Below are 25,859 nucleotides of genomic sequence, written 5' to 3' on the forward strand. Positions count from 1 at the left end.
TATGAATAGTGCTGAAAATAATCCTTCTCCATTTTTAGTTACAGGAAATTCATCTTCAGCAGATTTGACTTTAAATCCAGATGATACTCTAATAAAAGCTTATTTGTACTGGGCTGGAAGCGGAGATGGTGATTTTAATGTTGACCTTAATGGCATACCAATAAGCGCCGAAAGAACATTTAGTCATTCCCGCGTTTTTGCACCAAACACATTTACATACTTTTGCGCTTTTAAAGATATAACATCTATTGTTCAAGCTACTGGAAATGGTACTTATACTTTATCTAATTTAGATATTTCTCCGTTTGAAATACTTCATAATACACGTAAAACAAACTTTGCAGGTTGGGCAATCTTAATAATTTATCAAAATGATGCTCTGCCATTAAACCAATTAAATATTTACGATGGTTTACAAGGTGTTCCAGATAATCTTCAAATCGATTTAACTAACTTGTATGTATTGGACAATAGCGATGCTACAGCTGGATTTATTGCTTGGGAAGGGGATTCACAATTAGCAACAGAGACTTTTTCGGTAAATGGAGTTGTGTTAAGTAATGCTTCAAATCCTTCTAATAATGTTTTTAACAGTACAAGTTCTGTAACTGGAAGTTCGAGTTTATTTAATATGGACTTAGACATTTATGAAATTGAAGATTATGTTGCAATTGGTGATACTGATGCAACAATAACATTATCCTCTTTTCAAGATTTTATTATGATAAGTACTGTAATTACAAAATTAAATAGCCAATTACCAGATGCTACAATAGTATTAGATAATTACACAACATCTTGTAATTCTGGAACTATAAATTTAGATTATACTGTATTTAACATTAATAGTACCGAATTATTACCTGCAAATACGCCCATTTCATTCTACATAGGAACTACATTAGTTGGTACATCCTTTACACAATTTGACATTCCGATTGGTGGTAATGAAATTGGAAACACAATTATAACAATTCCAGTAGGAACTCCTGAAACATTTACAATTCTAGCGGTAGTAGATGATACAGGTGATGGAACTGGAATAATTACTGAACTTGCTGAAAATAATAATACTTTTGAGTTTGAAGTTTCGCAATGGTTATCACCAGAATTTAACGATTTATCAGATTTGACTAGCTGTAATTTAGGTTTTACAAGAGGATTTTTTGACTTTTCAAGTTATGAAGAAATGGTAAAAACCGATGTCAATCAAGTGGTCTCATTTCATGAATTTTTAGATGACGCAACAAACAATATCAATCCGATAAATAATACTTCAAACTACGAAGCTTTTTATACACCAAAAGAAATTTTTGTTCGCATTGAAAATGAACATTGTTATTCAATTACTTCTTTTAATTTATTAACGCGAAATTGTCCGCCAACAATTTATAACGCCGTTTCTGCAAATAATGATTTTAGCAACGATGCTTTCTTTATTGATGGATTACGAGATATTTTTGTGAATTTTGAATTAGAAATTTACAGTCGATGGGGTAAACATTTGTGGACGGGAAATCAAAACAAACCCGATTGGGATGGAACTGTTCCTGATGGAATTGGGAATCAAAAAGCTGCCGCAGGAACTTACTATTATATTTTATATCTGAATGATCCAGATTATCCTGACCCTTTGACTGGCTTCTTATATCTTACTTATTAAAATTACATATTTTGAGTGTAATAGTTGTAATCCTTTAATAAAGTTCTAATAAAATCTTGATCATTTCCAGATTGATTTTTTATTCCGGTAACCGAAAGTACTTTTTCTCGCAACTTAATTATGGTAGCAAAATCTCTTGTTGTAATAGCAGTTTCAAACGTTTCTTTAATAATTCTAACATCATTATCAGATAATTTAATCACTAAAGGATATGTTGGTACATAATCTGAATTAATATCTTGAATAATGGTGTGGTTTATATTGACCTTATTTTTCAAAGTAATCACGGCAGTACCAGCAGCCATATCACCTAAACGTTGACTTTTTTTACTTGCAATTACAGCTATTAAAGCAATAATTCCGTATCCAATAAGAATTTCAACCAATCTAAACAACCATCGTATTAAATAATCCCCAAAACCAGCTTGATATCCATCTAACTTAATTACTTTGGTTTTCATTATACGTTTACCAATTGTTTGACCCTCCCACAAACTTTCTTGAACAATGGTATAAAACATTATAGGCGAATAAATTATTCCATAAGCCCCCATAACAGACCAAGTATCCATCGCTTCAATTGTAGTTGATAAACCAGTGATATCTAAAAGAACACCAACTACAACTGCATAAGCTATCATAACAAGAATATCAAGCAGTTGCGCAAAAATTCGATCACCTACAGAAGCCGCAGTAAAATTTATATTTACATTTTGTGTCGTATTTATTGATAATTGTGTCATATTTTATATTTTAGCATTTCATGAGAGAAATAGCATTCATAAAGCAAAATAAAGAAAAATGGCTTGAATTTGAACAAGCAATTTTTGGTAAAGCTAAAAAAAATCCAGATGATTTAGCCAATCTGTATATACATTTAGTGAATGATTTGTCGTATGCACAAACGTATTACCCTAAAAGTAAGACAGTTGTCTATCTAAATCATTTAGCGGCACAAACCTATCAAAAAATTTATAAAACTAAAAGAACAGAAACCAATCGAATAAAACATTTCTTTTTAACCGAAGTGCCTCTTTTAGTTTATCAATACAGAAGATACATTTTATATGCGTTTTTGATTTTTGGGATTTTAACTGCTATTGGAGTTGTTTCGGCTAAAAACGACGATACATTTGTTCGCTTAATATTAGGCGACCATTATGTAAACATGACTTTAGAAAACATTGAAGACGGAAATCCGGTTGCGGTTTATAAAACGGGAAGCAACTGGGGTGGTTTTATAGCTATAACGCTAAATAATCTTAAAGTTGGAGCACTCTCTTACTTTTTTGGTATTTTTTTAGGAATAGGAACGTTTTACATTTTGCTTATAAATTGCACAAGGTTGGGCGCATTTCAATACATCTTCTATCAAAATAACGTTTTTTGGGAAAGTGTTAGAGGAATTTGGATTCATGGTTCAATGGAAATTTTTGCAATGATAATTGAAGCAGGTGCCGGATTTATTTTAGGAGCCAGTATTTTATTTCCACAAACTTTTTCTCGCTTAAATTCGTTTAAAATTGGTTTTCAAAATAGTTTCAAAATATTTTTAAGCACTATGCCTTTTACATTTGCTGCAGGTTTTTTAGAAGGCTACATAACTAGATATTCTATGGAAATGCCTACCTATTTAAGTGTTGGTATTATTCTAATAACCTTATCAATAATTAGTTTTTACTATTTAATTTATCCGTTTATTGTTCATAAAAAAGCAAAAAAATATGTTTCAACTTTATAAAAAAAGAGATTTTAGCGCACTTGTAGGTGATACTTTTGGCTTTTTTAAGTTAGAAGGAAAAAATTACTTTAAAAATTATTTTACTATTAATGGCGGATTACTTTTGCTTTTAGTTCTTATCATTTATTTCTTCTCAAATATATTCATTAAAGGTGCTTTTGCTGGTGCACAAACTGGAAATGACAATGCTTTTATTGAAGAAATCTACAGTAATTTATCATTATTTATTGGATTTGGAATCGGAATGATTTTTCTTATGACCATAATTTCCGTCATAAACTACTCCTTTCCAATTGCTTATTTAAAATTAATAGAAGAAAACAAAGAACGAAATTTTCAAAATTTAATCACCTATTTCAAAAGCAAATTAGGTAGAATTATCTCGTTTTATCTTCTTTCGTTAGTCATTTTAATTCCATTACTAGTAATTGTTATTGGACTTACCATTTTATCCGTTTTCATCTTAATCGGAATTCCTTTAATTTTTCTATTAATCCCAACATTAACAAGCTTTGTTGCCTTAACGTATTACAATTATATTACAGAAAAAATTGGTTATTTTGATGCCTTAGGAAGAGCTTATGAAATGCTAAAAAGTAAATTTTGGCCTATTATTGGTTCTACTTTTGTTATACATATGATTGTTCAAATTACACTTGGTATATTTGCAATAATTCCATACATTATAGGTATTATCACACTTTTTACGAATCCTGAATCATTACAACAAAATCCTGAAAATGCGATTTCTTTTGTCATGATTTTACTAACTGCAATCATAATTATTTCTATCATTTGTAATTACACTTTACAAAATATTATTTTGATTAATCAAGGTGTTATTTTTTACAGTTGTAAAGAAGAATCAGGAAATATAAGTGTGAAAAACAATATTGATTTAATTGGAACTGATGAAGCTTAAAATTCTATTTCTTTTCTTGTTTATATCACTCGGGATTAGTTTTGGCTTTTCGCAAGTACAAAATGATTCTGCAGCTTTTCAACCAAGAAAATTTGAAAATTTAAAAGGAAAATATTCAGATTCAGATTTCAATTATGTAGAAAAACCAACAAAAGTAGACAGAACCGCTTGGGATAGGTTTTGGGACGCTGTAGGACGCTTTTTTAGCAATTTATTTGACTTTGGAGATGGGGCAAAAGCATTAAGCGGGGTAGAAATTTTAATGAAAGTAATTGCCATTTTAATCATTCTTTTTGTGGTTTACTTAATTGTAAAAATTATCATTAATAAAGAAGGTGGATGGATTTTTGGCAAATCAGCAAAAAAAATCACTGTTTCTGAAATTACAGAAGAAGATATTCATTCACTTGATTTTAACACAATAATTACCAAAGCTAAAAACGAAAAAAATTACCGATTAGCAACGCGTTATTATTATTTATGGCTGCTAAAATCGTTTTCTGATCGCAATGTAATTGAATGGGATATTGAAAAAACCAATGGCGATTATATAAACGAAATTTCAAATGCGGAATTAAAATCTGAATTTCAGTTTTTGTCTTACGTTTATGAATATAGTTGGTATGGTGAATTTGACCTAACGCAAACCGATTTTGAAAAAACAGAAACCGCTTTTCTAAAATTAATCACTAAAAAATAATATGCCAAAGAGTTTAAAAATATACATATTTCTTTTAGTACTAATTTTTATTGGTATCATTTGGGCCGACGCAACAAAAGAAAGACCAATTGATTGGCGAGAAAGCTATTCTCTTAACGAAAAAATTCCGTTTGGATTATACGTTTTTAATCAAGAACATAAAGCGATTTTTAAACCGCAAACTGTTGAAAAATTTAGCGAATCACCTTATGAATTTTTAGATAAAAATTACAACACTTACGATTCTATATATGATATCGAAGGAACCATTTTATTGATTCAAAACAAAGCGGCAATTGATGAGTTTTCTGAAAACGAACTTTTTTATTTTGCGAGTCATCGCAATGCTATTTTTTATAGTAATTCTAATTTTTCTCAAAAATTTGCAGATTCGCTCGGCTTTGAAATAGAATATTCAAATGATTTTGCAGACTCACTTCAATTCAAAATCAATCGAAATCAAAAAGCTGGTAATTTCTATTTTAACAAAGGAATTAATACTGCTTATTTTTCAAAAATTGATAGCAGCAAAACAGAAGTTTTAGGCACACAAATAAATTCTAAAGGAGAAGAATTTGCAAATTTCATAAAAGTGAAACATCTTAACGGAAATTTCTATTTGCATTTACAACCTGTAGCGTTTACCAATTATTATCTTTTAAATAAAAACAGTCAATATACCGAAGATATTTTAGGTTATATTCCGTCAAAATCGCCTATTTATTGGAAAGTAAAGCAATATGATAACGAAGAATTATCGAGTTCGCCAATGCGTTATTTATTAAGTCAACCCGCTTTAAAATGGGCTTGGTTTTTAGCATGGATTGCATTTGTTATATTTATGATTTTCAATGCCAAACGAAGACAACGAGTAATTCCGATTATAGAACCATTGAAAAACACGACTATAGATTTCACAAAAACCATTGGAAACTTATACTATCAAGAAAAAGATCATCAAAATATTGCAGAGAAAAAAATCATTTTCTTTTTAGAAAAAATCAGAAATGAATATTACATTGACACTTTCAATTTAGATGAAACCTTCATCAATAGAGTCAATCAAAAAACGGGAAGACCAAAGAAAGATATTGAAAATGTTGTAATCATGATAAAAAAAATAAGAAATCAATCGATTACAACCGAAAAAGAATTAATTACTTTTAACGAACTATTAGAAAAACTCAATCTTTAGTATGAACACTGATTAAACTGATTAAACCGATATACACTGATTATAAACTATGAACTTATTACATAAAGATACCACGGATATCATATTAAAATCATTTTATAAAGTTTATAACAACTTAGGTTATGGTTTTTTGGAAAAAGTATATGAAAATGCACTTTTATATGAATTAAGAAATCAAGGCTTAGATTGCGAAAAACAAAAACCTATTAAAGTGTATTATGAACAAATTCAAGTTGGAGAATATTATGCTGATATTATTGTTAATGAGTGCATTATTTTAGAACTAAAAGCAGCTGAAAGTATAGCAGAAGAGCATGAATTTCAACTAATAAATTATTTAAAGGCAACAGAAATAGAAATTGGATTATTACTTAATTTTGGTAAAAATCCAGAGTTTAAAAGAAAAATATTTACTAACAAAAAAAAAAATCAGTAAAAATCAGTAAAATCTGATTCATCTGTGTTCAAAACATTATGGAAAATAATTTTGAAACCAATAACGAACAAAACGAAAATGTAAACTTTGAATCGCGTTTAAACTTACAACCGTTACAAGAAAATGTTCAAAAAGTAAAAGCCGAAATTGCAAAAGTAATTGTAGGTCAAAACAAAATGATTGATCAACTTTTGGTTGCTGTTTTGTCAAACGGACACGTTTTATTGGAAGGTGTTCCAGGAGTGGCAAAAACCATTAGTGCCAAACTTTTAGCAAAAACTTTATCCTTAGACTTTAGCCGAATTCAATTCACACCCGATTTAATGCCTTCGGATATTATTGGAACCTCAGTTTTTGATTTATCGAAAAGTACTTTTGAGTTTAAAAAAGGTCCCATTTTTTCCAATTTTGTTTTAATTGACGAAATCAATCGCGCACCTGCAAAAACGCAAGCTGCTTTGTTTGAAGTAATGGAAGAACGCCAAATTACAGCAGACGGAACTACTTATGTTTTAGAAAAACCATTCTTAGTAATTGCAACACAAAATCCAATTGAACAAGAAGGAACTTATCGTTTACCAGAAGCACAATTAGACCGTTTTTTGTTTAAAATCAATATTGAGTATCCAAATTTAGCCGAAGAAATTCATATTATTCAAAAAGAAAATGAATTACAAAGTCGTGATAAAATGAGCGCAATTGCAACCATTATTTCACAAAGTCACATCATTGAATTTCAAGAATTGGTAAAACAAATTCTAATTGAGCAAAATTTAATTGAATACATTGCAAAAATCGTTTTAAATACCCGTGAAAATGCGTTTTTATATTTAGGAGCTTCGCCAAGAGCTTCAATTGCAATTTTGAATGCAGCCAAAGGTTTTGCAGCTTTACGCGGAAGAGATTTCGTTACACCAGATGATATTAAAGACGCAGCAATTCCTGTTTTACAACATAGAGTAGTTGTAACTCCAGAACGCGAAATGGAAGGAATTACCAGTATCGAAATCATCAAACAAATTGTGGATTCAGTTGAAATTCCAAGATAATTAATTTAGATTCATTTTAAAACAATGCGTAGAATTTTCAAACAGCTTTATCTTAATAATTTCCTTTTTTATTGCCTCATGGGAATCATTTTGCTATTTATTGTAGCTTACTTTTTTCCTGCGTTGTATCATGCTGTTTGGTATGCTTTATATGTTTTAATTGCCTTTGTTTGTATTGATATTTTATTGCTATTTGGTTCCAATAAAAAAGTAATTGGCATCAGAAATATGTCTGAAAAATTGTCCAATGGTGATGAAAACGAAATTCACATTGCACTAAACAATCAATTCACTTTTCCAGTCTATTTAAAAATTATTGACGAAATTCCGTTTCAATTTCAACAACGTAATTTTGAAGTAAAAAGAAAAATAAAAGCGTTGGCAAAAGACGATTATCGCTACTTTTTGAGACCAACCGAACGTGGTGAATACTTTTTTGGAAATCTAAATATTTACGCAACTTCCCCACTTCGATTAATTAGCCGAAGATTTACTTACGATAACAATCAAATGGTGCCAACCTATCCATCGTACATGCAATTAAGGAAGTATGATTTGATGGCTTTTTCTAATAATTTATTTCAATACGGATTAAAAAAAATTAGAAGAATTGGACATACCATGGAATTTGAGCAAATAAAAGAATATGTGCAAGGCGATGATTTGAGAACCATTAATTGGAAAGCTACTGCGAAAAAAAATCAATTGATGGTAAACCAATACCAAGATGAAAAATCGCAAAATGTATATATGGTGATTGATAAAGGTAGAGTAATGAAAATGCCTTTTAACGGACTAAGTTTGTTGGATTATGCCATAAATGCAACATTGGTTTTGTCAAACGTAATTCTCAAAAAACAAGACAAAGCCGGAATGTTTGCTTTCTCTAAAAAAGTTGAAAACCGTGTTGTCGCAGAAAAAAGACAAAGTCAAATGCAACTCATCATGGAAAATTTATACAATGTAAAAACCGATTTCTTTGAAAGCGATTTTAGTCGTTTGTATGTTGATGTAAAAAAACACGTCAATCAAAGGAGTTTGATTATGTTGTATACAAATTTTGAAACCTTAGATGGTTTACACCGACAACTACCTTATTTAAAAGGAATTGCAAAGAATCATTTATTAGTTATAGTCTTTTTTAACAACACCGAATTAAATGATTTAATTCACAAAAAAGCAAGTAACGTTCAGGAAATTTATGATAAAGTAATTGCCGAAAAATTTGCTTTCGAAAAACGATTAATTGTCAACGAACTAAGAAAATACGGCATCTATTCGGTTTTAACCCAACCCGAAAATCTAACTTTAGATACTATTAATAAATATCTTGAAATTAAAGCAAGAGGAATACTTTAAAATACAACAATTGTTAAATTTCTATCGTGGGAATTTTTTATAATCAGTTAATTTTTATCTTTAGCCTTTACTAAACCCAAAAACATGAAATACTTATCGTTACTGTTAGTATTCTTGATTTCCTTTTCAGGAAATGCACAAGAATATTTTCCAAAAAATGATGGCGTAAAACAAAGCTTCAAAAACTATGTTGCGATTACAAACGCTACCATTTATGTTGCTGCTAACCAAAAAATTGAGAAAGCAACATTACTTATCAAAGAAAACAAAATCATTGAAGTTGGCACAAACATTTCTATTCCAAAAGGAGCTACAATTGTAGATGCAACAGGAAAAACAATTTATCCATCATTCGTAGAATTATATAGCGAATTTGGAATTAACAAACCTACTCCAAGACCTAGTGGCAACTTCACACCACAATACGATACCAATCGTGAAGGGTATTATTGGAACGACCACATCAAGCCAGAATATAATGCTTATGAAAACTTAAGCTACGATCAAAAAGCAGCTGAAGGTTTAAGAGAAGCTGGTTTTGGTACCGTTTTAAGTCACCACAACGATGGTGTAATTGCCGGAACCGGTTTACTTTGGACATTAAACGACTTCGGCACAAACGCTGATAGAATATTGAAAGATAAAGTATCACAACATTTCACATTTAGTAGAAGTAAATTTACCAAACAAAGTTATCCTTCTTCTATGATGGGAAGTATGGCTTTAATTCGCCAAGTATTTCACGATGCAAAATGGTATGCTCAAGGGAGTGCTACTACCAAAGATTTATCGTTAGAAGCTTTCAATGCAAACAAATCTTTATTGCAAATCTTCAACGCAGGAGATAAATTAAATGCGTTAAGAGCAGATAAATTAGGCGATGAATTCGGTGTAAAATACCTAATCAAAGGAAGCGGAAATGAATTTGAACGTATTGAAGAAATCAAAAAATCGGGAGCAACTTTTATTATTCCAATAAATTTTCCTGATGTTTATGATGTTTCTGACCCATATTTAGCACAACAAGTAAGCTTGAGCGATATGAAATTTTGGAATCAAGCACCTTTCAACTTGAAAATTTTAACTGAGAACAATGTTTCATTCGTACTTTCAACTGCTGATTTAAAAGAAACAAAATCATTTCTTTCCAATTTAAGAAAAGCCGTTTTATATGGTTTACCAAAAGAAAAAGCATTAGTAGCCTTAACCGAAACACCAGCAAAATTGGTCAATCAATTTGATAAAGTAGGGTCGCTTTCAAAAGGAAAATTAGCTAATTTTATCATCGTTTCAGGTGATATTTTTGAAGAAAAAAGCAATATCTTAGAAAACTGGGTACAAGGAAACCGCAATATCATCGATAAAATCAATCCTGCAGCTATCAAAGGAACTTATGATTTAACGTTCGACAACCAAAAATATGAATTAAAAATCGAAGGCGAAGCTCCGAAATTCGAAGCAAAAATAGTTCGTGACAGCATTGAATACGGAACAAAAATCCAATTCAATGATCCTTGGGTGAATTTAGTAATCAAAAATCAAGATACTACAAAAGCGAATTTCGTTAGACTTTCAGGAACTTTCGTAAAAGACATGATGCAAGGAAAAGCCGTTTTAGAAAATGGAAACGAAACGTCATGGACAGCAACTAAAAGAGCAACTGAAGTTAAAGAAGATAAAAAGAAAGACGACAAAAAAGACGAACCAAAAGCACCGTCTATGTATGCTGTAAAGTATCCAAATATTTCTTTTGGAAACGACGAAAAACCAAAACAAGAAACGATTCTATTCAAAAATGTAACTGTTTGGACGGGTGAAAAAGAAGGAAATCTTAAAGAAACAGATGTTTTAATCCAAAACGGAAAAATTGCAAAAATTGGTAAAAATTTACCTTCTTCAGGCGCAAAAGTTGTTGACGGAACGGGCAAACACTTAACTGCTGGAATCATTGACGAACACTCGCACATTGCTATTTCAAATGGAGTTAACGAAGGTGGTCAAAATTCATCAGCAGAAGTTACAATTGAAGATGTAGTTAATTCTGAAGACATCAACATTTACAGAAATTTAGCAGGTGGTGTTACTTCGGCTAACTTATTGCATGGTTCGGCTAACCCTATTGGTGGTCGTGCAGCATTTATCAAATTAAAATGGGGTTATTCTCCTGATGAAATGTTAGTGAAAGATGCGCCAAAATACATCAAATTTGCTTTGGGTGAAAACGTAAAACAATCGAATTGGGGTGATTTTGAAAGAAGCCGTTTCCCACAATCGCGTATGGGCGTGGAACAAGTTTATGAGGATTATTTCACTAGAGCAATTGAATACAAAAATGAGTGGGATACTTACAAATCAGGTAAAAATAAAAAAATGCCAAGATTTGATGTAGAAATGGAAGTTTTAGGCGAAATTTTAGCTAAGAAACGTTTCATCACTTGTCACTCATACGTGCAATCAGAAATCAACATGTTAATGAAATTAGCAGAGCGTTACGGATTTAAAATTCAAACGTTTACTCACATTTTAGAAGGCTACAAATTAGCTGATAAAATGTCGGCTCACGGAGTTGCTGGTTCAACATTTGCGGATTGGTGGGCATATAAATATGAAGTTAATGATGCAATTCCATACAACGCAGCTATTATGATGAACGAAGGCGTAAAAGTTTCTATCAATTCAGATGATGCTGAAATGTCGAGACGTTTGAACCAAGAAGCAGCAAAAACGGTTAAATACGGAAATGTAACGGAAGAAGAAGCTTGGAATTTCGTAACCTTAAATCCAGCGAAAATTCTTCAAGTAGATAATAAAGTAGGAAGTATCAAAGTAGGAAAAGATGCTGATGTTGTGCTTTGGTCTGATAGTCCATTATCAATCTACACAAGAGCTGAAAAAACGTTAGTAGACGGAATTATTTTCTATGATTTAGAAAAAGAGAAAGAAGTGATGAGCGAAATACAAAAAGAAAGAGCTGAATTAATCAACTTCATGTTAGACGCTAAAAACAAAGGAATGAAAACGCAATTACCTAAGAAAAAAGAAAACGGTCATTACCACTGTGATACCTTAGGAGAAAATTGCAAAGAGTCTCACTATAAATACAACTAGTCATGAAAAAATATATAGTTCTTTTATTTATTTCTTTGTTTGGGTTTGCTCAACAAACGCCAGCTCCAAAACAAAGTAAATCGATTTTAATCTTAGGGGCAAAAGCGCATTTAGGAAACGGAAAAGTAATTGAAAACAGTTTAATTTCGATTATCGATGGAAAAATTGCAAACATTGGAGATGCAACAGTAATGAAACCAGCCAAACACGATATTGTGATTGAAGCATCTGGAAAACATGTATATCCTGGATTTATCGCGCCGAATTCAACATTAGGTTTAGTTGAAATTGATGCCGTAAGAGCTTCGGATGACGAAAGTGAAATTGGACAATTCAATCCACACGTAAGAAGTATTATCGCTTACAATGCCGAGTCAAAATTAGTTGAAACTACGCGTCCAAATGGCGTTTTATTAGCACAAATTACACCAAGAGGTGGCAGAATTCCTGGAACTTCATCAATCGTTCAATTAGATGCTTGGAACTGGGAAGATGCTTCGATTAAAACCGACGATGGAATTCACTTAAACTGGCCAAGAAGCTACTCAAGAGCGGGTTGGTGGGCAGAACCAGGAGGAATTGAAATGAATAAAAATTACGATCCGCAAGTAAAAGCTATTCAAGAGTATTTTGACAATGCGTTTGCTTATTTGGGAAGTAAAAATACTAAAAAAGACATTCCATACGAGGCTATGAAAGGTTTACAATCGGGTGAAAAAACCTTGTTTGTAAACGCAAATGGTGAAAAAGAAATCATTGATGCGGTTTTATTTAAAAAGAAAAACAACATCAAAAACATGACAATTGTTGGTGGTTATTATGCTTTTAAAGTAGGTGCTTTATTAAAAGAAAATAACGTTTCGGTCTTATTAAATCGTGTACACAGTTTGCCTTTATTAGAAGATGAAGATGTAAATTTACCATATAAAAATGCCAAATTATTAGTAGATGCTGGTGTCTTAGTTGGTTTACAAAATGCAGGCGACATGGAGCGTATGCAAACTAGAAATCTTCCTTTCTATGCTGGAACTTGTGCTGCTTGGGGATTAACAAAAGAACAAGCATTGCAATTAATCACCGGAAATTCAGCTAAAATTTTAGGAATTGACAAGCAATACGGAACGTTAGAATCAGGAAAAAGTGCCACATTATTTATTTCTGAAGGTGATGCTTTAGATATGAAAACAAATGTAATTTCTTTCGCATTTATCGATGGAAGACAAATCAGTTTGGAAAGTCATCACACGGAATTATACGAACGTTATAAAGGAAAATTTGAACAACAAAAAAAATAAGACCAAAAGCCTTTCAGTAAATGAGAGGCTTTTTTTGTACTTTTGCACTATAATTTTTATTCATGAAACAAATCACCTCGGTTCAAAATCCGTTTATTAAATCGTTAGTTCAATTGCAAGAAAAGGCAAAAGTTCGTAAGCAAACAGGCACTTTTTTAATTGAAGGAAAACGCGAAATTGAATTAGCACTAAAAGGTGGTTATGAATTAGAAACGATTTTATTTTTACCCGAAATCATTTCGGAAAAACAACTAAACGATTTAACAACTAAATCGTTAAACGTAATAGAAATCTCAAAAGAAGTCTATCAAAAACTAGCTTATCGAGACACTACTGAGGGCATTTTAGCCATTGCCAAAACAAAATCGTTAGCCTTATCCGATTTAAAACTTTCTAAAAATCCACTAATATTAGTTGGAGAATCCTTAGAAAAGCCCGGAAACGTTGGCGCCATTTTAAGAACTGCTGATGCTGCTAATATTGATGCAGTTATTATTGCCAATCCAAAAAGCGATTTATATAACCCAAATATCGTTCGCTCTAGCGTAGGTTGTTTGTTTACACGACAAATTGCTGTTGGAACTACGGAAGAAGTAATTGCTTATTTAAAAGCAAATAACATCAATATTTATTCGGCTACTTTACAAGATTCAACCGAATATCATACTCAAAACTACACTACTCCTACTGCTTTAGTGGTGGGAACAGAGGCAACTGGTTTGTCTGAAAAATGGCGAACAGAAAGTACTAAAAACATCATTATTCCAATGCAAGGTGAAATTGACTCAATGAATGTTTCTGTAGCTGCAGCTATTTTACTATTTGAAGCCAAAAGACAACGCGGATTTTAGTCTTTCATCTTTTCTCTTTTTTCTATTTTCTCTCTTGCACAATTAGAAAAAATACCTTACTTTTAGTTGGTTAAAGAAAATGTATGACAGAGTTAGAATTAGAAGCCGAAAACAAAGCCATTGCGCAAGAATATAAAGAATTACTTCGCATCAGTTATCAAACCCTTACTGATGAAGACAAAAAAATCATCCGTAAAGCATTTGATGTAGCTGTTGATGCTCATAAAGACCAACGCAGAAAATCAGGTGAAGCCTATATTTTCCATCCTATTGCTGTGGCAAAAATTGTCGCGCGCGATATTGGTTTGGGAGCTACTTCTATTGCAGCTGCTTTAATGCATGATGTTGTGGAAGATACTGACATTACTGTTCAGGATATTGAAAAAATGTTCAATCCTAAGATTGCTCAATTGGTTGAAGGCTTAACCAAAATTGCCAAAGTTAAAACCGACCAAGAAATTTCAATGCAAGCGGAAAATTTCCGTAAAATGTTATTGACTTTGAATGATGATGTTCGAGTGATTATTATCAAAATCGCTGATAGATTGCATAACATGCAAACTATGGGAAGTATGGCTGATTATAAACAAGCTAAAATTGCTTCCGAAACCTTATATATTTATGCACCCCTCGCCCATCGTTTAGGGTTATACAACATCAAAACACAATTAGAAGATTTAGGATTAAAATATACCGAACCAGAAGTTTACAACGATATTGTTAGTAAAATAAAGGAAACCAAAGAAGAACAAGATGCATACATCAAAACTATTTCTGACGTTTTAAGCAAATCGATGATTGATGAAGGCATTGAATTTACGATTAAAGGTCGCCCAAAATCAATTTATTCGATTCGTAGAAAGATGAAAGTTCAAGGCGTTACTTTCGATGAAGTATACGACAAATTTGCGCTTCGAATCATCTATAAATCAAATCCACATGATGAGAAGTTCATTGCATGGAAGATATATTCTGTAGTTACCGATCATTATCGTCCATCGCCAAGTAGATTACGCGATTGGATTTCATCCCCAAAATCAACAGGATATGAAGCTTTACACATCACTGTAATGGGTCCAAAAGGCCGTTGGGTAGAAATTCAAGTGCGTAGTGAACGTATGGACGAAATCGCAGAAAAAGGATACGCAGCACACTATAAATACAAAAATGGCGCAACTGAAGAACATGGTTTGGAAATTTGGCTTAATCAATTAAAAGAAGCTTTAGAAAATTCGACTGCTAATGCGGTTGATTTTGTAGAAGATTTTAAGTTGAATTTGTATGCTAAAGAAATCTATGTATTTACTCCAAAAGGCGAAATTAAATCGTTACCAAAAGGAGCTACTTCCTTAGATTTTGCTTTCAGTATTCACTCAGAAATTGGCGTAAAAACAAGAGGAACAAGGGTTAACGGAAAATTAGTTCCTTTGAATCATGTTTTAAATAGCGGTGATCAAGTAGAAATTATTACTTCTGCAAATCAAAAACCAACTTCACAATGGTTGGATTATGTAACGACTTCAAGAGCAAAAAATAAGATTAAAAACGTTTTAAACGAAAACACCAAAAAAATTGCAGAAGACGGAAAAGAACTTTTAGAACGAAAATTACGTCACTTAAAAATTACATTAAACGAAAATACAACCAACGAATTGGTTAACTTTTTCAAATTACAAACCAGTTTAGATTTGTTTTACAGAGCTGGAATTGGAACAATTGAAAACCAACAACTAAAAGATTTTGCAGCTCAAAAAAGCAATACGTTAGTAAATTTCTTTAAGAAAACTATAAAACGTTCGCCATCAACGCAGCCAGAACAAATCCATAAAAATGAAATCAGCAAAAAATTTGACATGCTGGTTTTTGGTGCCGAACAAGATAAATTAGACTATAAATTATCAAGTTGTTGTAATCCAATTCCAGGTGATGATGTTTTTGGTTTTATTACAATTAACGAGGGCATTAAAGTACACAAAAAAGATTGTCCAAATGCCATTAGCATGCAATCAAATTATGCTTATCGAATTATTCAAGCCAAATGGATTGATTCTTCGCAAGAAGAATTTAAAGCAATTTTAAAAATCACTGGAATGGACATTTTGGGATTAACCAACGAGTTAACAAAAGTGATTTCAAGCCAAATGAACGTAAACATTCAAAGTATTTCCTTAAGTAGTGAAGCAGGCATTTTTAACGGACAAGTTACAGTTGTAGTTCAAAACAATACGATTTTGAAAAAACTAATTGACAACATCAAAACCGTTGATGGAATTGATAAAGTAACACGTGTTTATAATAATTAGATATGAAGAAATTTTTATACCTATTAATATTTTTTACTGTTAGTCTTTCAGCACAAAACAGTAAATCAAAATATTGGTTAGACCCTGAAGGAAGAGAAATTTCCAGAGAAGAAAAAAATTTTCTAATGGATAAATATCCTGACAACTCTTTGGCTTTTAGAAAAACAAAAGATAGTGGATATGTATATCAATTTAATGCTCCAAAGTATTCAACCTATAAAGTTGACTATAAAATTATTAAAACAGAAATTGAAAAAATTACAAATAGAGTTTATTCAGATTCAACTATTTTTTTAATAAATTATAATTATTTAGATGACAACTGTTCTGATTGGTTTCTAAATAAATTAAGTTCAGAAATAATTAATGATAGAAAAACATTCATTGAACCATTAAAAAAAGGAATTGAATATAAAAGTAATGTAATTTATTTAGCTTTATTTGAAAACGGAATTGTGTTAAAAAACAAACCTGAATCAAAAAAGGAATATTTTTTTTCTGACCAAAATAATTTTTTTAGGAGCAATTTATTTCTGAATCCAACTCTTTGCGGCTCTTTTGGATTAATAAAACCTAATGGCGAAACATTAATAAGAAATGGCGAATATAGACCTGACAACATGTACGAACATCTAAAACCGAAAATTTGGGATCTTATTTTTCAACAATAAATGACAACGTCTTAATAACTCTGTTTAAAAAAACTTCTAACTCCTAACTTCTAACTTCTAACTTTCACTATCTTTGCCAATATTTCATTTAACAAAGCAATGGAAAACAAAAATCAGGAAATTGTAAAAAATGTTTTTACAAAATATTTAGAAGAAAAAGCACATCGTAAAACACCAGAACGCTATGCTATTCTTCAGGAAATTTACAATGCAACCGAGCATTTTGATATTGAGTCTTTGTACATCAAAATGAAAAATAAAAACTATCGTGTAAGTAGAGCCACGCTTTACAATACCATCGAACTTTTATTAGAATGTGGTTTAGTACGTCGTCATCAATTTGGACAAAATCAAGCACATTACGAAAAATCATATTTCGATAAACAACACGATCACATTATTTTAACTGATTCAGGCGAAGTTATCGAATTTTGCGATCCAAGAATTCAGCAAATTAAACAAACCATGGAAGAAATGTTTGGGATTAATATTTCAACCCACTCACTTTATTTCTACGGAACAAAAAAACAATAAAACACACAACTAAACATTAATTTTTAAAACTAACTACTAAAATGACTGTAGATTTACTACTTGGATTACAATGGGGAGATGAAGGAAAAGGAAAAATCGTTGACGTTCTTACTTCAAAATATGATATTATTGCTCGTTTTCAAGGTGGACCAAATGCGGGACACACTTTAGAATTTGACGGAATTAAACACGTTTTAAGAACAATTCCTTCAGGGATTTTTCATAAAAACGCCATCAATATTATTGGAAATGGTGTGGTAATTGACCCTGTAGTTTTTCAAAAAGAAATCGAAGGTTTAGCAAAATTCAATATGGATGTTACAGCTAAATTATTCATTTCTAGAAAAGCACACTTAATTTTACCAACACACCGTTTGTTAGACGCTGCTTCTGAAGCATCAAAAGGAAAGGCAAAAATTGGTTCTACTTTGAAAGGAATTGGTCCAACATATATGGACAAAACTGGTAGAAACGGACTTCGTATAGGTGATTTAGAATTAGTAGATTTCAAAGAAAGATATAGAACTTTAGCTGACAAACACGAAGCAATGATTGCTTTCTACGATGTAGAATTACAATACAACTTAAAAGAAATGGAAGATGAGTTTTTTGCAGCCGTAGAAGACTTAAAAAAATTAACTTTCATTGATAGTGAAGAATATTTAAACAAAGCGTTAAAAGAAGGAAAATCAATTTTAGCTGAAGGAGCTCAAGGTTCTTTATTAGATGTTGATTTTGGAACGTATCCTTATGTAACTTCTTCTAACACAACAGCAGCTGGAGCTTGCACAGGTTTAGGAATTGCACCTAACAAAGTAAAAGACGTTTTCGGAATTTTCAAAGCATATACAACTCGTGTAGGTAGTGGACCTTTCCCTACAGAAGATTTCAACGAAGCTGGACAAACAATGGCAAAAGTAGGTAACGAATTTGGTTCGGTTACAGGACGTGCACGTCGTTGTGGTTGGTTAGATTTAGTTGCTTTAAAATATGCGGTTCAAGTTAATGGCGTAACACAATTATACATGATGAAAGGCGACGTTCTTTCTGGATTTGACACATTACAAGTTTGTACAGGATATAACTACAAAGGACAAGCAATTCAACATTTACCATACAACATTGAACCAGAAAATGTAACTCCTATTTTCACAGAAATGAAAGGCTGGAAAGCTGATTTAACTGGTATGACAACATATGATGAATTACCTCAAGAATTAAAAACATATATCGAATTCATTGAAAAAGAAGTCGAAGTGCCAATTAAAGTAATTTCGGTGGGACCAGACAGAAAACAAACTATTACCAAATAATTTTAAAAACGCTTTCTTTTAGAGAGCGTTTTTTTTTGATTAATAATGATAAAAAAATCTTAATAGATAACCGCATTTCTACTTTTTACTTAAATTTGACTCAAAATAAATACGTCTTGAAAAAAACAGTGTTGTTGGTCGCTTTTTTGCTTTTTACTATAGTGAATGTATTTGCTCAAGAAAGTAAAGAAATAATTATAGAAAATTCAGATTTTATAGATATGAATCAGAACGAAATTCCTGGAGCAATTGTCTTCACCGGAAACGTTCGTGTATTGCACAATGGTGTAAAAATCAACTGCAATAAAGCTTATCACTTTAAAGATGAAAAGTATATAAAAGCCTTTGGAAATGTCATTATCAACCAAGGCGATTCAATTTTTATGAGTAGTCGCTATGCAGAATACGACGGAAAAATTGAATTAGCATTTGCAACAGGTGATGTTATGTTACGCTCACCAGAATCAACTTTATCTACAGATACTATATATTTCGATAAAAAAAATCAGCAAGCATCTTACAATTCCTACGGAACCATTCACAACAAAGAAAATACATTGAAAAGTAAATCAGGTCGCTATTATGTGGATCAAAAAAAATACAAATTTACCACGGCGGTTACCGTTACCAATCCACAATCAACTATTAAAACCAATAATTTAGATTTTTACGAAAATTCTGGACATGCATATGTTTTTGGACCTTCAACTATTACCAGTAAAGAAAATGTAATTTATACCGAAAATGGTTTCTATGATACGAAAAACGATGTTGGAAAATTATCTAAAAACTCCAAAATCACATATGACAATAAAATTATTGAAGGTGATGATTTATTTTATGACCAAAAGAAAAATTATTCGAGAGGAATTAACAACGTAAAAATTACTGACACAGTAAATAAAGTAATTGCCACTGGACATTTTGCTGAACTATACCGAAATCTTGAAACTAAAAAAGATTCAATGGTGTTAACTAAAAAAGCATTGGTTAAAACACTCGTAGAAAAAGACACCATGTTCATGCACGGAAAAAAAATCATCGTTTCTGGTCCACCAACTGATAGAGTTATTCGAGCTTTTAATAATGTACGATTTTACAAAACCGATATGAGTGGAAAATGCGACTCACTACATTCAAGTACAAAAAATGAATTAACACAACTCATAGGAAAACCAGTTCTTTGGAACAACGAAAACCAAATGACTGGTGATGTAATGCATTTAATAGGCAACAATGAAACCGAAAAATTAGACTCATTAAAAGTGTTAAACAACGCATTTATCATTCAAAAAGATAGTTTGAGTAAAAACGGATTTAACCAAATGAAAGGCCAAAATCTATTCGGAAGATTTGAAGAAAATAAACTAAAAGAAGTTGATATCATCAAAAATGCTGAATCCATCTATTACATCTATAACGATAAAAATGAGTTTGTTGGCATTCGAAAATCAGTTTGTAGTCGTATCAATTTAGAAATGAATGACAATAAAATTGAGACTATGACCGGCTATAAAGATGCCGAAAGTAATATTTATCCTGAAACCGAATTTCCCGAAAATGCTCGAAAATTAAGAGGTTTTACCTGGCGTGGCGATGAACGAATTCTATCTAAAGAAAATATTTTTCCTGAAGAAGAATTAGCCATCGATGCAAAGGTTCAAATTGACGCTAAAAAGAAAGCAATTGAATCTGATAAACCAATGGAAATTCAAAAAGAAACTTTGGAATACGATGAAAAAAATCCGAAACCAAAGGATAAGACTTTGAAAAAGCAATAAGCTTTATGCAAAATATTGTTTAGTAATTCTCAACAAAGCATAGAACCTATAGCTTAAAGCCTAAAGCAAATTAATAATGATTGACGATTTTTTTAAATACCAAGCTCAAACTTCACCTTATCCTTTAGCGCTAGAAGTTTCTTATGCAAAAGGTTCCTATATATTTGACTCCAACGGAAATCCGTATTTGGATTTTGTGGCTGGTGTTTCGGCATGTACATTAGGTCATCAACCTAAACGCGTTAACGATGCTATTAAAAAGCAACTTGATACCTATTCGCACGTGATGGTTTATGGCGAATATGCCCAACATCCAGCAACAGAATTATGTAAATTATTAGCCGAAAACCTTCCCTATCCTTTAACGAAAACCTATTTGGTAAATTCTGGAACCGAAGCAATTGAAGGTGCATTAAAATTAGCAAGAAGAGTTACAGGAAGAAGTCAATTGATATCGTGTCACAACGCTTATCATGGCAATACAATGGGCAGCATGAGTGTGATGGGATTTGAAGAACGCAAACAAATTTTTCGTCCCTTAATTCCTGATGTCGATTTCATTACGTTCAATAATGAAGCCGATTTAGAAAAAATTACTACAAAAACAGCTGGAATATTATTAGAAACTATTCAAGGTGGTGCTGGTTTTATTGAACCTCAAAACAATTTTCTTAAAAAAGTGCGCCAACGTTGTGACGAAGTGGGTGCTATCATGATATTAGACGAAATTCAGCCTGGATTTGGTCGAACTGGAAAACTTTTCGGATTTCAAAACTACGATGTCATTCCCGATGTGGTGGTTATGGGAAAAGGAATGGGCGGCGGAATGCCTGTTGGTGCTTTCACTGCTTCCGAAAAAATGATGGATTTATTAAGTCATGATCCAAAACTCGGACATATAACAACTTTTGGCGGACATCCTGTCATTGCGGCAGCGTGTTTAGCAACCTTACAAGAAGTTACAGAAACCAATTTAATTCAAGAAGCTTTAGAAAAAGAACAGTTGTTCAGAAATCTTCTAGTTCATCCTTTAATTAAAGAAATTCGAGGTCGTGGTCTAATGTTAGCTGCTATGACCGAAACTCCTGAAATCACTAACGAAGTAGTTCTTCGCTGTCATAGAAGAGGGCTTATCTTATTTTGGTTATTATTCGAAGGTTGCGCAGTTCGAATTACACCGCCACTTACACTTACTAATGAGGAAATTAGAAAAGGTTGTGGCATTATTATTGAGGTACTTAATGAGATTGAGAAAGAAATGAAGTAAATGATGGATGATGGAAGTTTGTTGATGGATAATTTTATCAGTTTAGGTTGAATTTGATTTTTGACATTGATTTTGCCCTTGTAAATTGTTAATTAAATTGTTTAAAACAAATCCATTTTAATCCTACGCTTGCATCAAATATAAGTACCTTTATTAAGGATAAATCATAAAAGAGAGCGCTATGAATTTGAGTCACGAAGAAGAAGAAAACAGCTTATCCTTATCTAAATTTGAATCGATGTTAAAAACCAACAAAGTTTTTTTCTTTGATTCGGAAGAATTTGAAGACATTATTCTTCATTATATGGATACTGGCCGATTAAATTTGGCCAAAAAAGCGCTAAAACTAGGTTTAGAACAACACCCAAAATCTACCGGATTAAAATTAGTTCAAGTAGAAATGTTAGTCTATGAAGATAAACTCGATGTAGCTGAAAAGTTATTGAATGAGTTATATGCTATTGAACCTACTAACGAAGAAATTTACATACAAAAAGCCAACATACATTCTAAAAGAGATGAGCACGAAAAAGCTATTGAGTTTTTAAAAATCGCACTCAAATACACTGATGATTATGCAGATGTATATTCGATGATTGGTATGGAATATCTTTTCATGGATAATTTAGAATTAGCTAAAGAAAATTTTATCAAATGTTTAGACGAAGATACCGAAGATTATTCGGCACTTTATAACGTAGTGTATTGCTTTGATTTCTTAGATCAAAACGAAGAAGCTATCGTATATTTAACCAAGTTTATTGATAAAAACCCGTATAGTGAAGTCGCTTGGCATCAGTTAGGCAGACAATATTATGCGCTTAAAAACTTTGATAAAGCGGTTTGGGCATTTGAATATGCTACCTTAATCGATGAAGGTTTTTTAGGTGCTTACATGGAAAAAGCAAAATCGTATGAGAAGCTTAAAAAATTCGAAGAAGCTATCGAATGTTACAAAATAGCTATTGAATTAGACGATCCATCTTCGTTTGTTTTATTACGCATGGCAAAATGCTATGAACGACTTGAAAACATTGAATTTGCGCTTAATTTCTATTTAAAAACAGTTCACGAAGATCCTTTATTAGACAAAGGTTGGATTGCAATTACCGATTTTTATATTCGTCAAAAAAACTATCAAAAAGCCTTGTATTATGTCAACAAAGCTATTGGAATTGATGGAGATAATCCGTTGTATTGGAAACGTTTTGCTGCTGTAAATAGTGCTTTACATTTCTTTGAAGAAGCAGAATATGGCTACAGAAAAGCATTTGAATCGGGTGATGTAAATTTAGATACTTTCACGCTATGGACAGATGTTTTACAATTTTTAGGCGAATTTGAAAACGCTATCGAAATACTCTTAGAAGCCACTAACCTTTTCCCAGAAGAATACGAAATCGAATACCGATTAGCGGGATTATACTTTTTGAGCAACGAAAATAGTAAAGGTAATTTTCACCTAAATAATGGTTTACGATTGAATTACAAAAACAAAACCGTTTTAAAAGATTATTTTCCAGTGGTTTGGGAAAGAACAGAAGTACAAAACCAAATTGCAAAATTTAAAAAATAACTATCAACTTATAAATCTATTCCAAAGTAGCAATGCTTTGGAATTTTTATTGACATGAGAAAACTATTTCCCGATTATTTAATTATTACTTTAAAAGGTTTAGCGATGGGCGCTGCCGACGTTGTTCCAGGTGTTTCAGGCGGAACAATCGCTTTTATTTCTGGAATTTATCAAGAATTAATTGACAGCATTAACAACGTAAATTTATCGGTTTTAAAAACTTTAAAAAAAGAAGGATTAAAAGCCGCTTGGCAACAAGTAAATGGTAGTTTTTTATTGGCATTATTAACCGGAATTGGAATTAGCATTCTTACTTTTTCGAAAGTAATCACACATTTGTTAGAAACGCAACCAATTTTAGTTTGGTCGTTCTTTTTTGGATTAATCATTGCAAGTATTGCATTAATTTGGAAAGAAACCAGCAATTGGAAAATAGTAGACATTTTAGCACTAATAATTGGTATTGCGCTATCTTATTACATCACAATCGCAAGACCAGTGAGTTCTCCTGATAGTTATTGGTATTTATTTTTATCAGGATTTATTGCAATTATTGCCATGATTTTACCAGGAATTTCAGGTGCTTTCATTTTACTTTTAATGGGATCGTATGAAACCGTAATTGGAACCATAAACCAATTTAGAGATGGTTTAGTGAATTTTAATACCGAAGTACTTGGACAAGCCATTTTAAAATTAGGCGTATTTGCTATTGGAGCAATTATTGGTTTAAAATCATTTTCAAAAGTGTTGCATTGGATGTTCGAAAAACACAAAAACACAACACTTGCTTTATTAATTGGTTTTATGGCAGGTTCATTGAATAAAGTGTGGCCTTGGAAACAAGTTTTAGAAACCAGAATCAATAGTCATGGCGAAGTGGTGCCATACATAGACAAAAGTATTTTACCCCAAAATTTTGACGGACAACCACAAATTCTAACAGCTATAATATTAGCAATTATTGGGTTTATTGTAATTTTTGGCATGGAAAAATTAGCTGCTAAATTGGGTAAAAATTAAAAAAATAACATTCTCCTAACACATATTAATGAAATACTAATTAACTTTGATTAGTCTCATTTATAAAACCAACAAAAATGAAAAAGAAAAGCAAAAAGCAATTAAAATTTGGTCTTATTGGACGAAATATTAGCTATTCTTTTTCTAAAAAATATTTCTCCGAAAAATTCGAAATTAGTCATTTTGACAATTGCGAATACAAAAATTACGACATAGAATCCATCAAAGAATTTCCTAAAATTGTTTCTGAAACCAAAGGATTAATGGGATTTAACGTTACTATTCCGTACAAAGAAGAAATCATTCCGATGTTGGATAAACTTTCTAAAACGGCTAAAATAATAGGTGCAGTTAATTGCGTTACTGTTTCTAAAAAAAGAAAATTAAAAGGCTACAACACCGATTATTATGGATTTAAAAAATCGATAAAACCGTTACTGAAAGAACATCATAAAAAAGCATTAATTTTAGGAACAGGCGGTGCAAGTAAAGCAGTTGCCTATGCGTTACGAAAACTAAAAATTGAATACGATTTTGTTTCAAGAACTCCCGATGAATTTCAGTTTGATTATGCTGATTTGAATGCTGAAGTTTTTGAAGAATATCATATTATCATCAACACAACACCTGTTGGAACACATCCAAATGTAGAAGATTTTCCAAATTTAGACTACAGTTTGTTTACCAAAAAACACATTGCCTATGATTTGGTTTATAATCCTGAAGAAACTGCATTTTTGAAAAAAGCCAAAGAACAAGGAGCAAAAACTAAAAATGGTTACGACATGTTGGTTTTTCAGGCTGAAAAGGCTTGGAAGATTTGGAACGAGTAGGTTTACTTAAACGCAAAGACGCAAAGGTTTACGCAAAGTTCGCAAAGTTTTTTACGTTTAGTTTGTCATGCTGTTAAGCATCTCTTTTATGTCATGCCTAACGGCATTTTAAATTGGCCTTTTGAAAAAGTAAGAAATCAAAAACTCTTCAAAACTTAATCCCAAAAAAGCCTTTTGACGGCAATCTAACCCCGATAGAAGCGACACCTTGTAAAGCGGATAGCGGGAAAATGGATTGC

21 protein-coding genes are annotated in these 25,859 nt (G+C 31.7%); 20 read left to right on the forward strand and 1 reads right to left on the reverse strand.

Annotation, left to right across the window (positions count from 1 at the left end):
- The first annotated feature begins 1 nt into the window (after position 1).
- Positions 2 to 1,663, forward strand: a complete 1,662-nt coding sequence (locus M9Q43_RS04665) for a gliding motility-associated C-terminal domain-containing protein (protein ID WP_262317809.1) — start codon at positions 2 to 4, stop codon at positions 1,661 to 1,663.
- 2 nt (positions 1,664 to 1,665) lie between these two features.
- Here the strand turns inward: M9Q43_RS04665 and M9Q43_RS04670 are convergent, their stop codons facing one another.
- Positions 1,666 to 2,406 carry an RDD family protein gene (locus M9Q43_RS04670; RefSeq protein ID WP_262317810.1) on the reverse strand — a complete coding sequence of 247 codons (741 nt, stop codon included), beginning with the start codon at positions 2,404 to 2,406 and terminating at the stop codon, positions 1,666 to 1,668.
- A 20-nt stretch (positions 2,407 to 2,426) separates the two neighbouring features.
- Here M9Q43_RS04670 and M9Q43_RS04675 point away from each other — a divergent pair, with 20 nt between their 5' ends.
- From M9Q43_RS04675 to M9Q43_RS04765, 19 genes are all read left to right on the forward strand, one after another.
- On the forward strand, positions 2,427 to 3,404 hold the full coding sequence (locus M9Q43_RS04675; protein WP_262317811.1) for a stage II sporulation protein M: 978 nt from the start codon (positions 2,427 to 2,429) through the stop codon (positions 3,402 to 3,404).
- A complete protein-coding gene (locus M9Q43_RS04680; RefSeq protein WP_262317812.1) occupies positions 3,388 to 4,326 on the forward strand; it encodes a hypothetical protein in 939 nt (312 codons plus the stop codon). The genes M9Q43_RS04675 and M9Q43_RS04680 overlap by 17 nt, the downstream gene beginning before the upstream one ends.
- Complete coding sequence (locus M9Q43_RS04685) at positions 4,316 to 5,026, forward strand: DUF4129 domain-containing protein (protein ID WP_262317813.1); 711 nt, start codon at positions 4,316 to 4,318, stop codon at positions 5,024 to 5,026. The genes M9Q43_RS04680 and M9Q43_RS04685 overlap by 11 nt, the downstream gene beginning before the upstream one ends.
- Before the next feature lies 1 nt (position 5,027).
- The gene (locus tag M9Q43_RS04690; RefSeq protein WP_262317814.1) at positions 5,028 to 6,221 is read left to right on the forward strand and encodes a DUF4350 domain-containing protein; all 1,194 of its coding nucleotides are present in this window, start codon (positions 5,028 to 5,030) and stop codon (positions 6,219 to 6,221) included.
- A gap of 49 nt (positions 6,222 to 6,270) precedes the next feature.
- Positions 6,271 to 6,657: a GxxExxY protein gene (locus M9Q43_RS04695; protein WP_262317815.1), complete on the forward strand. Its 387-nt coding sequence runs from the start codon at positions 6,271 to 6,273 to the stop codon at positions 6,655 to 6,657.
- Between the two features lie 38 nt (positions 6,658 to 6,695).
- Positions 6,696 to 7,706 carry an AAA family ATPase gene (locus tag M9Q43_RS04700; protein WP_262317816.1) on the forward strand — a complete coding sequence of 337 codons (1,011 nt, stop codon included), beginning with the start codon at positions 6,696 to 6,698 and terminating at the stop codon, positions 7,704 to 7,706.
- Positions 7,707 to 7,730: 24 nt separating this feature from the next.
- Positions 7,731 to 9,065: a DUF58 domain-containing protein gene (locus M9Q43_RS04705; RefSeq protein WP_262317817.1), complete on the forward strand. Its 1,335-nt coding sequence runs from the start codon at positions 7,731 to 7,733 to the stop codon at positions 9,063 to 9,065.
- A gap of 84 nt (positions 9,066 to 9,149) precedes the next feature.
- Positions 9,150 to 12,173: an amidohydrolase family protein gene (locus tag M9Q43_RS04710; protein ID WP_262317818.1), complete on the forward strand. Its 3,024-nt coding sequence runs from the start codon at positions 9,150 to 9,152 to the stop codon at positions 12,171 to 12,173.
- A 2-nt stretch (positions 12,174 to 12,175) separates the two neighbouring features.
- Positions 12,176 to 13,468: an amidohydrolase family protein gene (locus tag M9Q43_RS04715; protein WP_262317819.1), complete on the forward strand. Its 1,293-nt coding sequence runs from the start codon at positions 12,176 to 12,178 to the stop codon at positions 13,466 to 13,468.
- 62 nt (positions 13,469 to 13,530) lie between these two features.
- Positions 13,531 to 14,319 (forward strand): TrmH family RNA methyltransferase, encoded by a 789-nt coding sequence (locus tag M9Q43_RS04720; protein ID WP_262317820.1) that lies wholly within the window; start codon positions 13,531 to 13,533, stop codon positions 14,317 to 14,319.
- A gap of 83 nt (positions 14,320 to 14,402) precedes the next feature.
- Entirely contained in the window at positions 14,403 to 16,622 is a 2,220-nt protein-coding gene (locus M9Q43_RS04725) for a RelA/SpoT family protein (RefSeq protein WP_262317821.1), read from the forward strand.
- Between the two features lie 2 nt (positions 16,623 to 16,624).
- Positions 16,625 to 17,293, forward strand: a complete 669-nt coding sequence (locus tag M9Q43_RS04730; protein WP_262317822.1) for a hypothetical protein — start codon at positions 16,625 to 16,627, stop codon at positions 17,291 to 17,293.
- A gap of 99 nt (positions 17,294 to 17,392) precedes the next feature.
- Positions 17,393 to 17,827 carry a Fur family transcriptional regulator gene (locus tag M9Q43_RS04735; protein ID WP_262317823.1) on the forward strand — a complete coding sequence of 145 codons (435 nt, stop codon included), beginning with the start codon at positions 17,393 to 17,395 and terminating at the stop codon, positions 17,825 to 17,827.
- A gap of 41 nt (positions 17,828 to 17,868) precedes the next feature.
- Positions 17,869 to 19,140: an adenylosuccinate synthase gene (locus tag M9Q43_RS04740; RefSeq protein ID WP_262317824.1), complete on the forward strand. Its 1,272-nt coding sequence runs from the start codon at positions 17,869 to 17,871 to the stop codon at positions 19,138 to 19,140.
- Between the two features lie 116 nt (positions 19,141 to 19,256).
- Positions 19,257 to 20,921 carry an OstA-like protein gene (locus M9Q43_RS04745; RefSeq protein ID WP_262317825.1) on the forward strand — a complete coding sequence of 555 codons (1,665 nt, stop codon included), beginning with the start codon at positions 19,257 to 19,259 and terminating at the stop codon, positions 20,919 to 20,921.
- A gap of 76 nt (positions 20,922 to 20,997) precedes the next feature.
- The gene (locus M9Q43_RS04750) at positions 20,998 to 22,188 is read left to right on the forward strand and encodes an aspartate aminotransferase family protein (RefSeq protein WP_262317826.1); all 1,191 of its coding nucleotides are present in this window, start codon (positions 20,998 to 21,000) and stop codon (positions 22,186 to 22,188) included.
- Between the two features lie 181 nt (positions 22,189 to 22,369).
- Positions 22,370 to 23,764: a tetratricopeptide repeat protein gene (locus M9Q43_RS04755; protein ID WP_262317827.1), complete on the forward strand. Its 1,395-nt coding sequence runs from the start codon at positions 22,370 to 22,372 to the stop codon at positions 23,762 to 23,764.
- Between the two features lie 54 nt (positions 23,765 to 23,818).
- Positions 23,819 to 24,787 (forward strand): DUF368 domain-containing protein, encoded by a 969-nt coding sequence (locus tag M9Q43_RS04760; RefSeq protein WP_262317828.1) that lies wholly within the window; start codon positions 23,819 to 23,821, stop codon positions 24,785 to 24,787.
- Between the two features lie 77 nt (positions 24,788 to 24,864).
- Entirely contained in the window at positions 24,865 to 25,620 is a 756-nt protein-coding gene (locus M9Q43_RS04765; protein ID WP_262317829.1) for a shikimate dehydrogenase family protein, read from the forward strand.
- Positions 25,621 to 25,859 lie beyond the last annotated feature (239 nt).

Origin of the sequence: Flavobacterium odoriferum (assembly GCF_025499515.1) — a bacterium.
In the GTDB taxonomy this organism is placed as follows: Bacteria; Bacteroidota; Bacteroidia; order Flavobacteriales; family Flavobacteriaceae; genus Flavobacterium; species Flavobacterium odoriferum.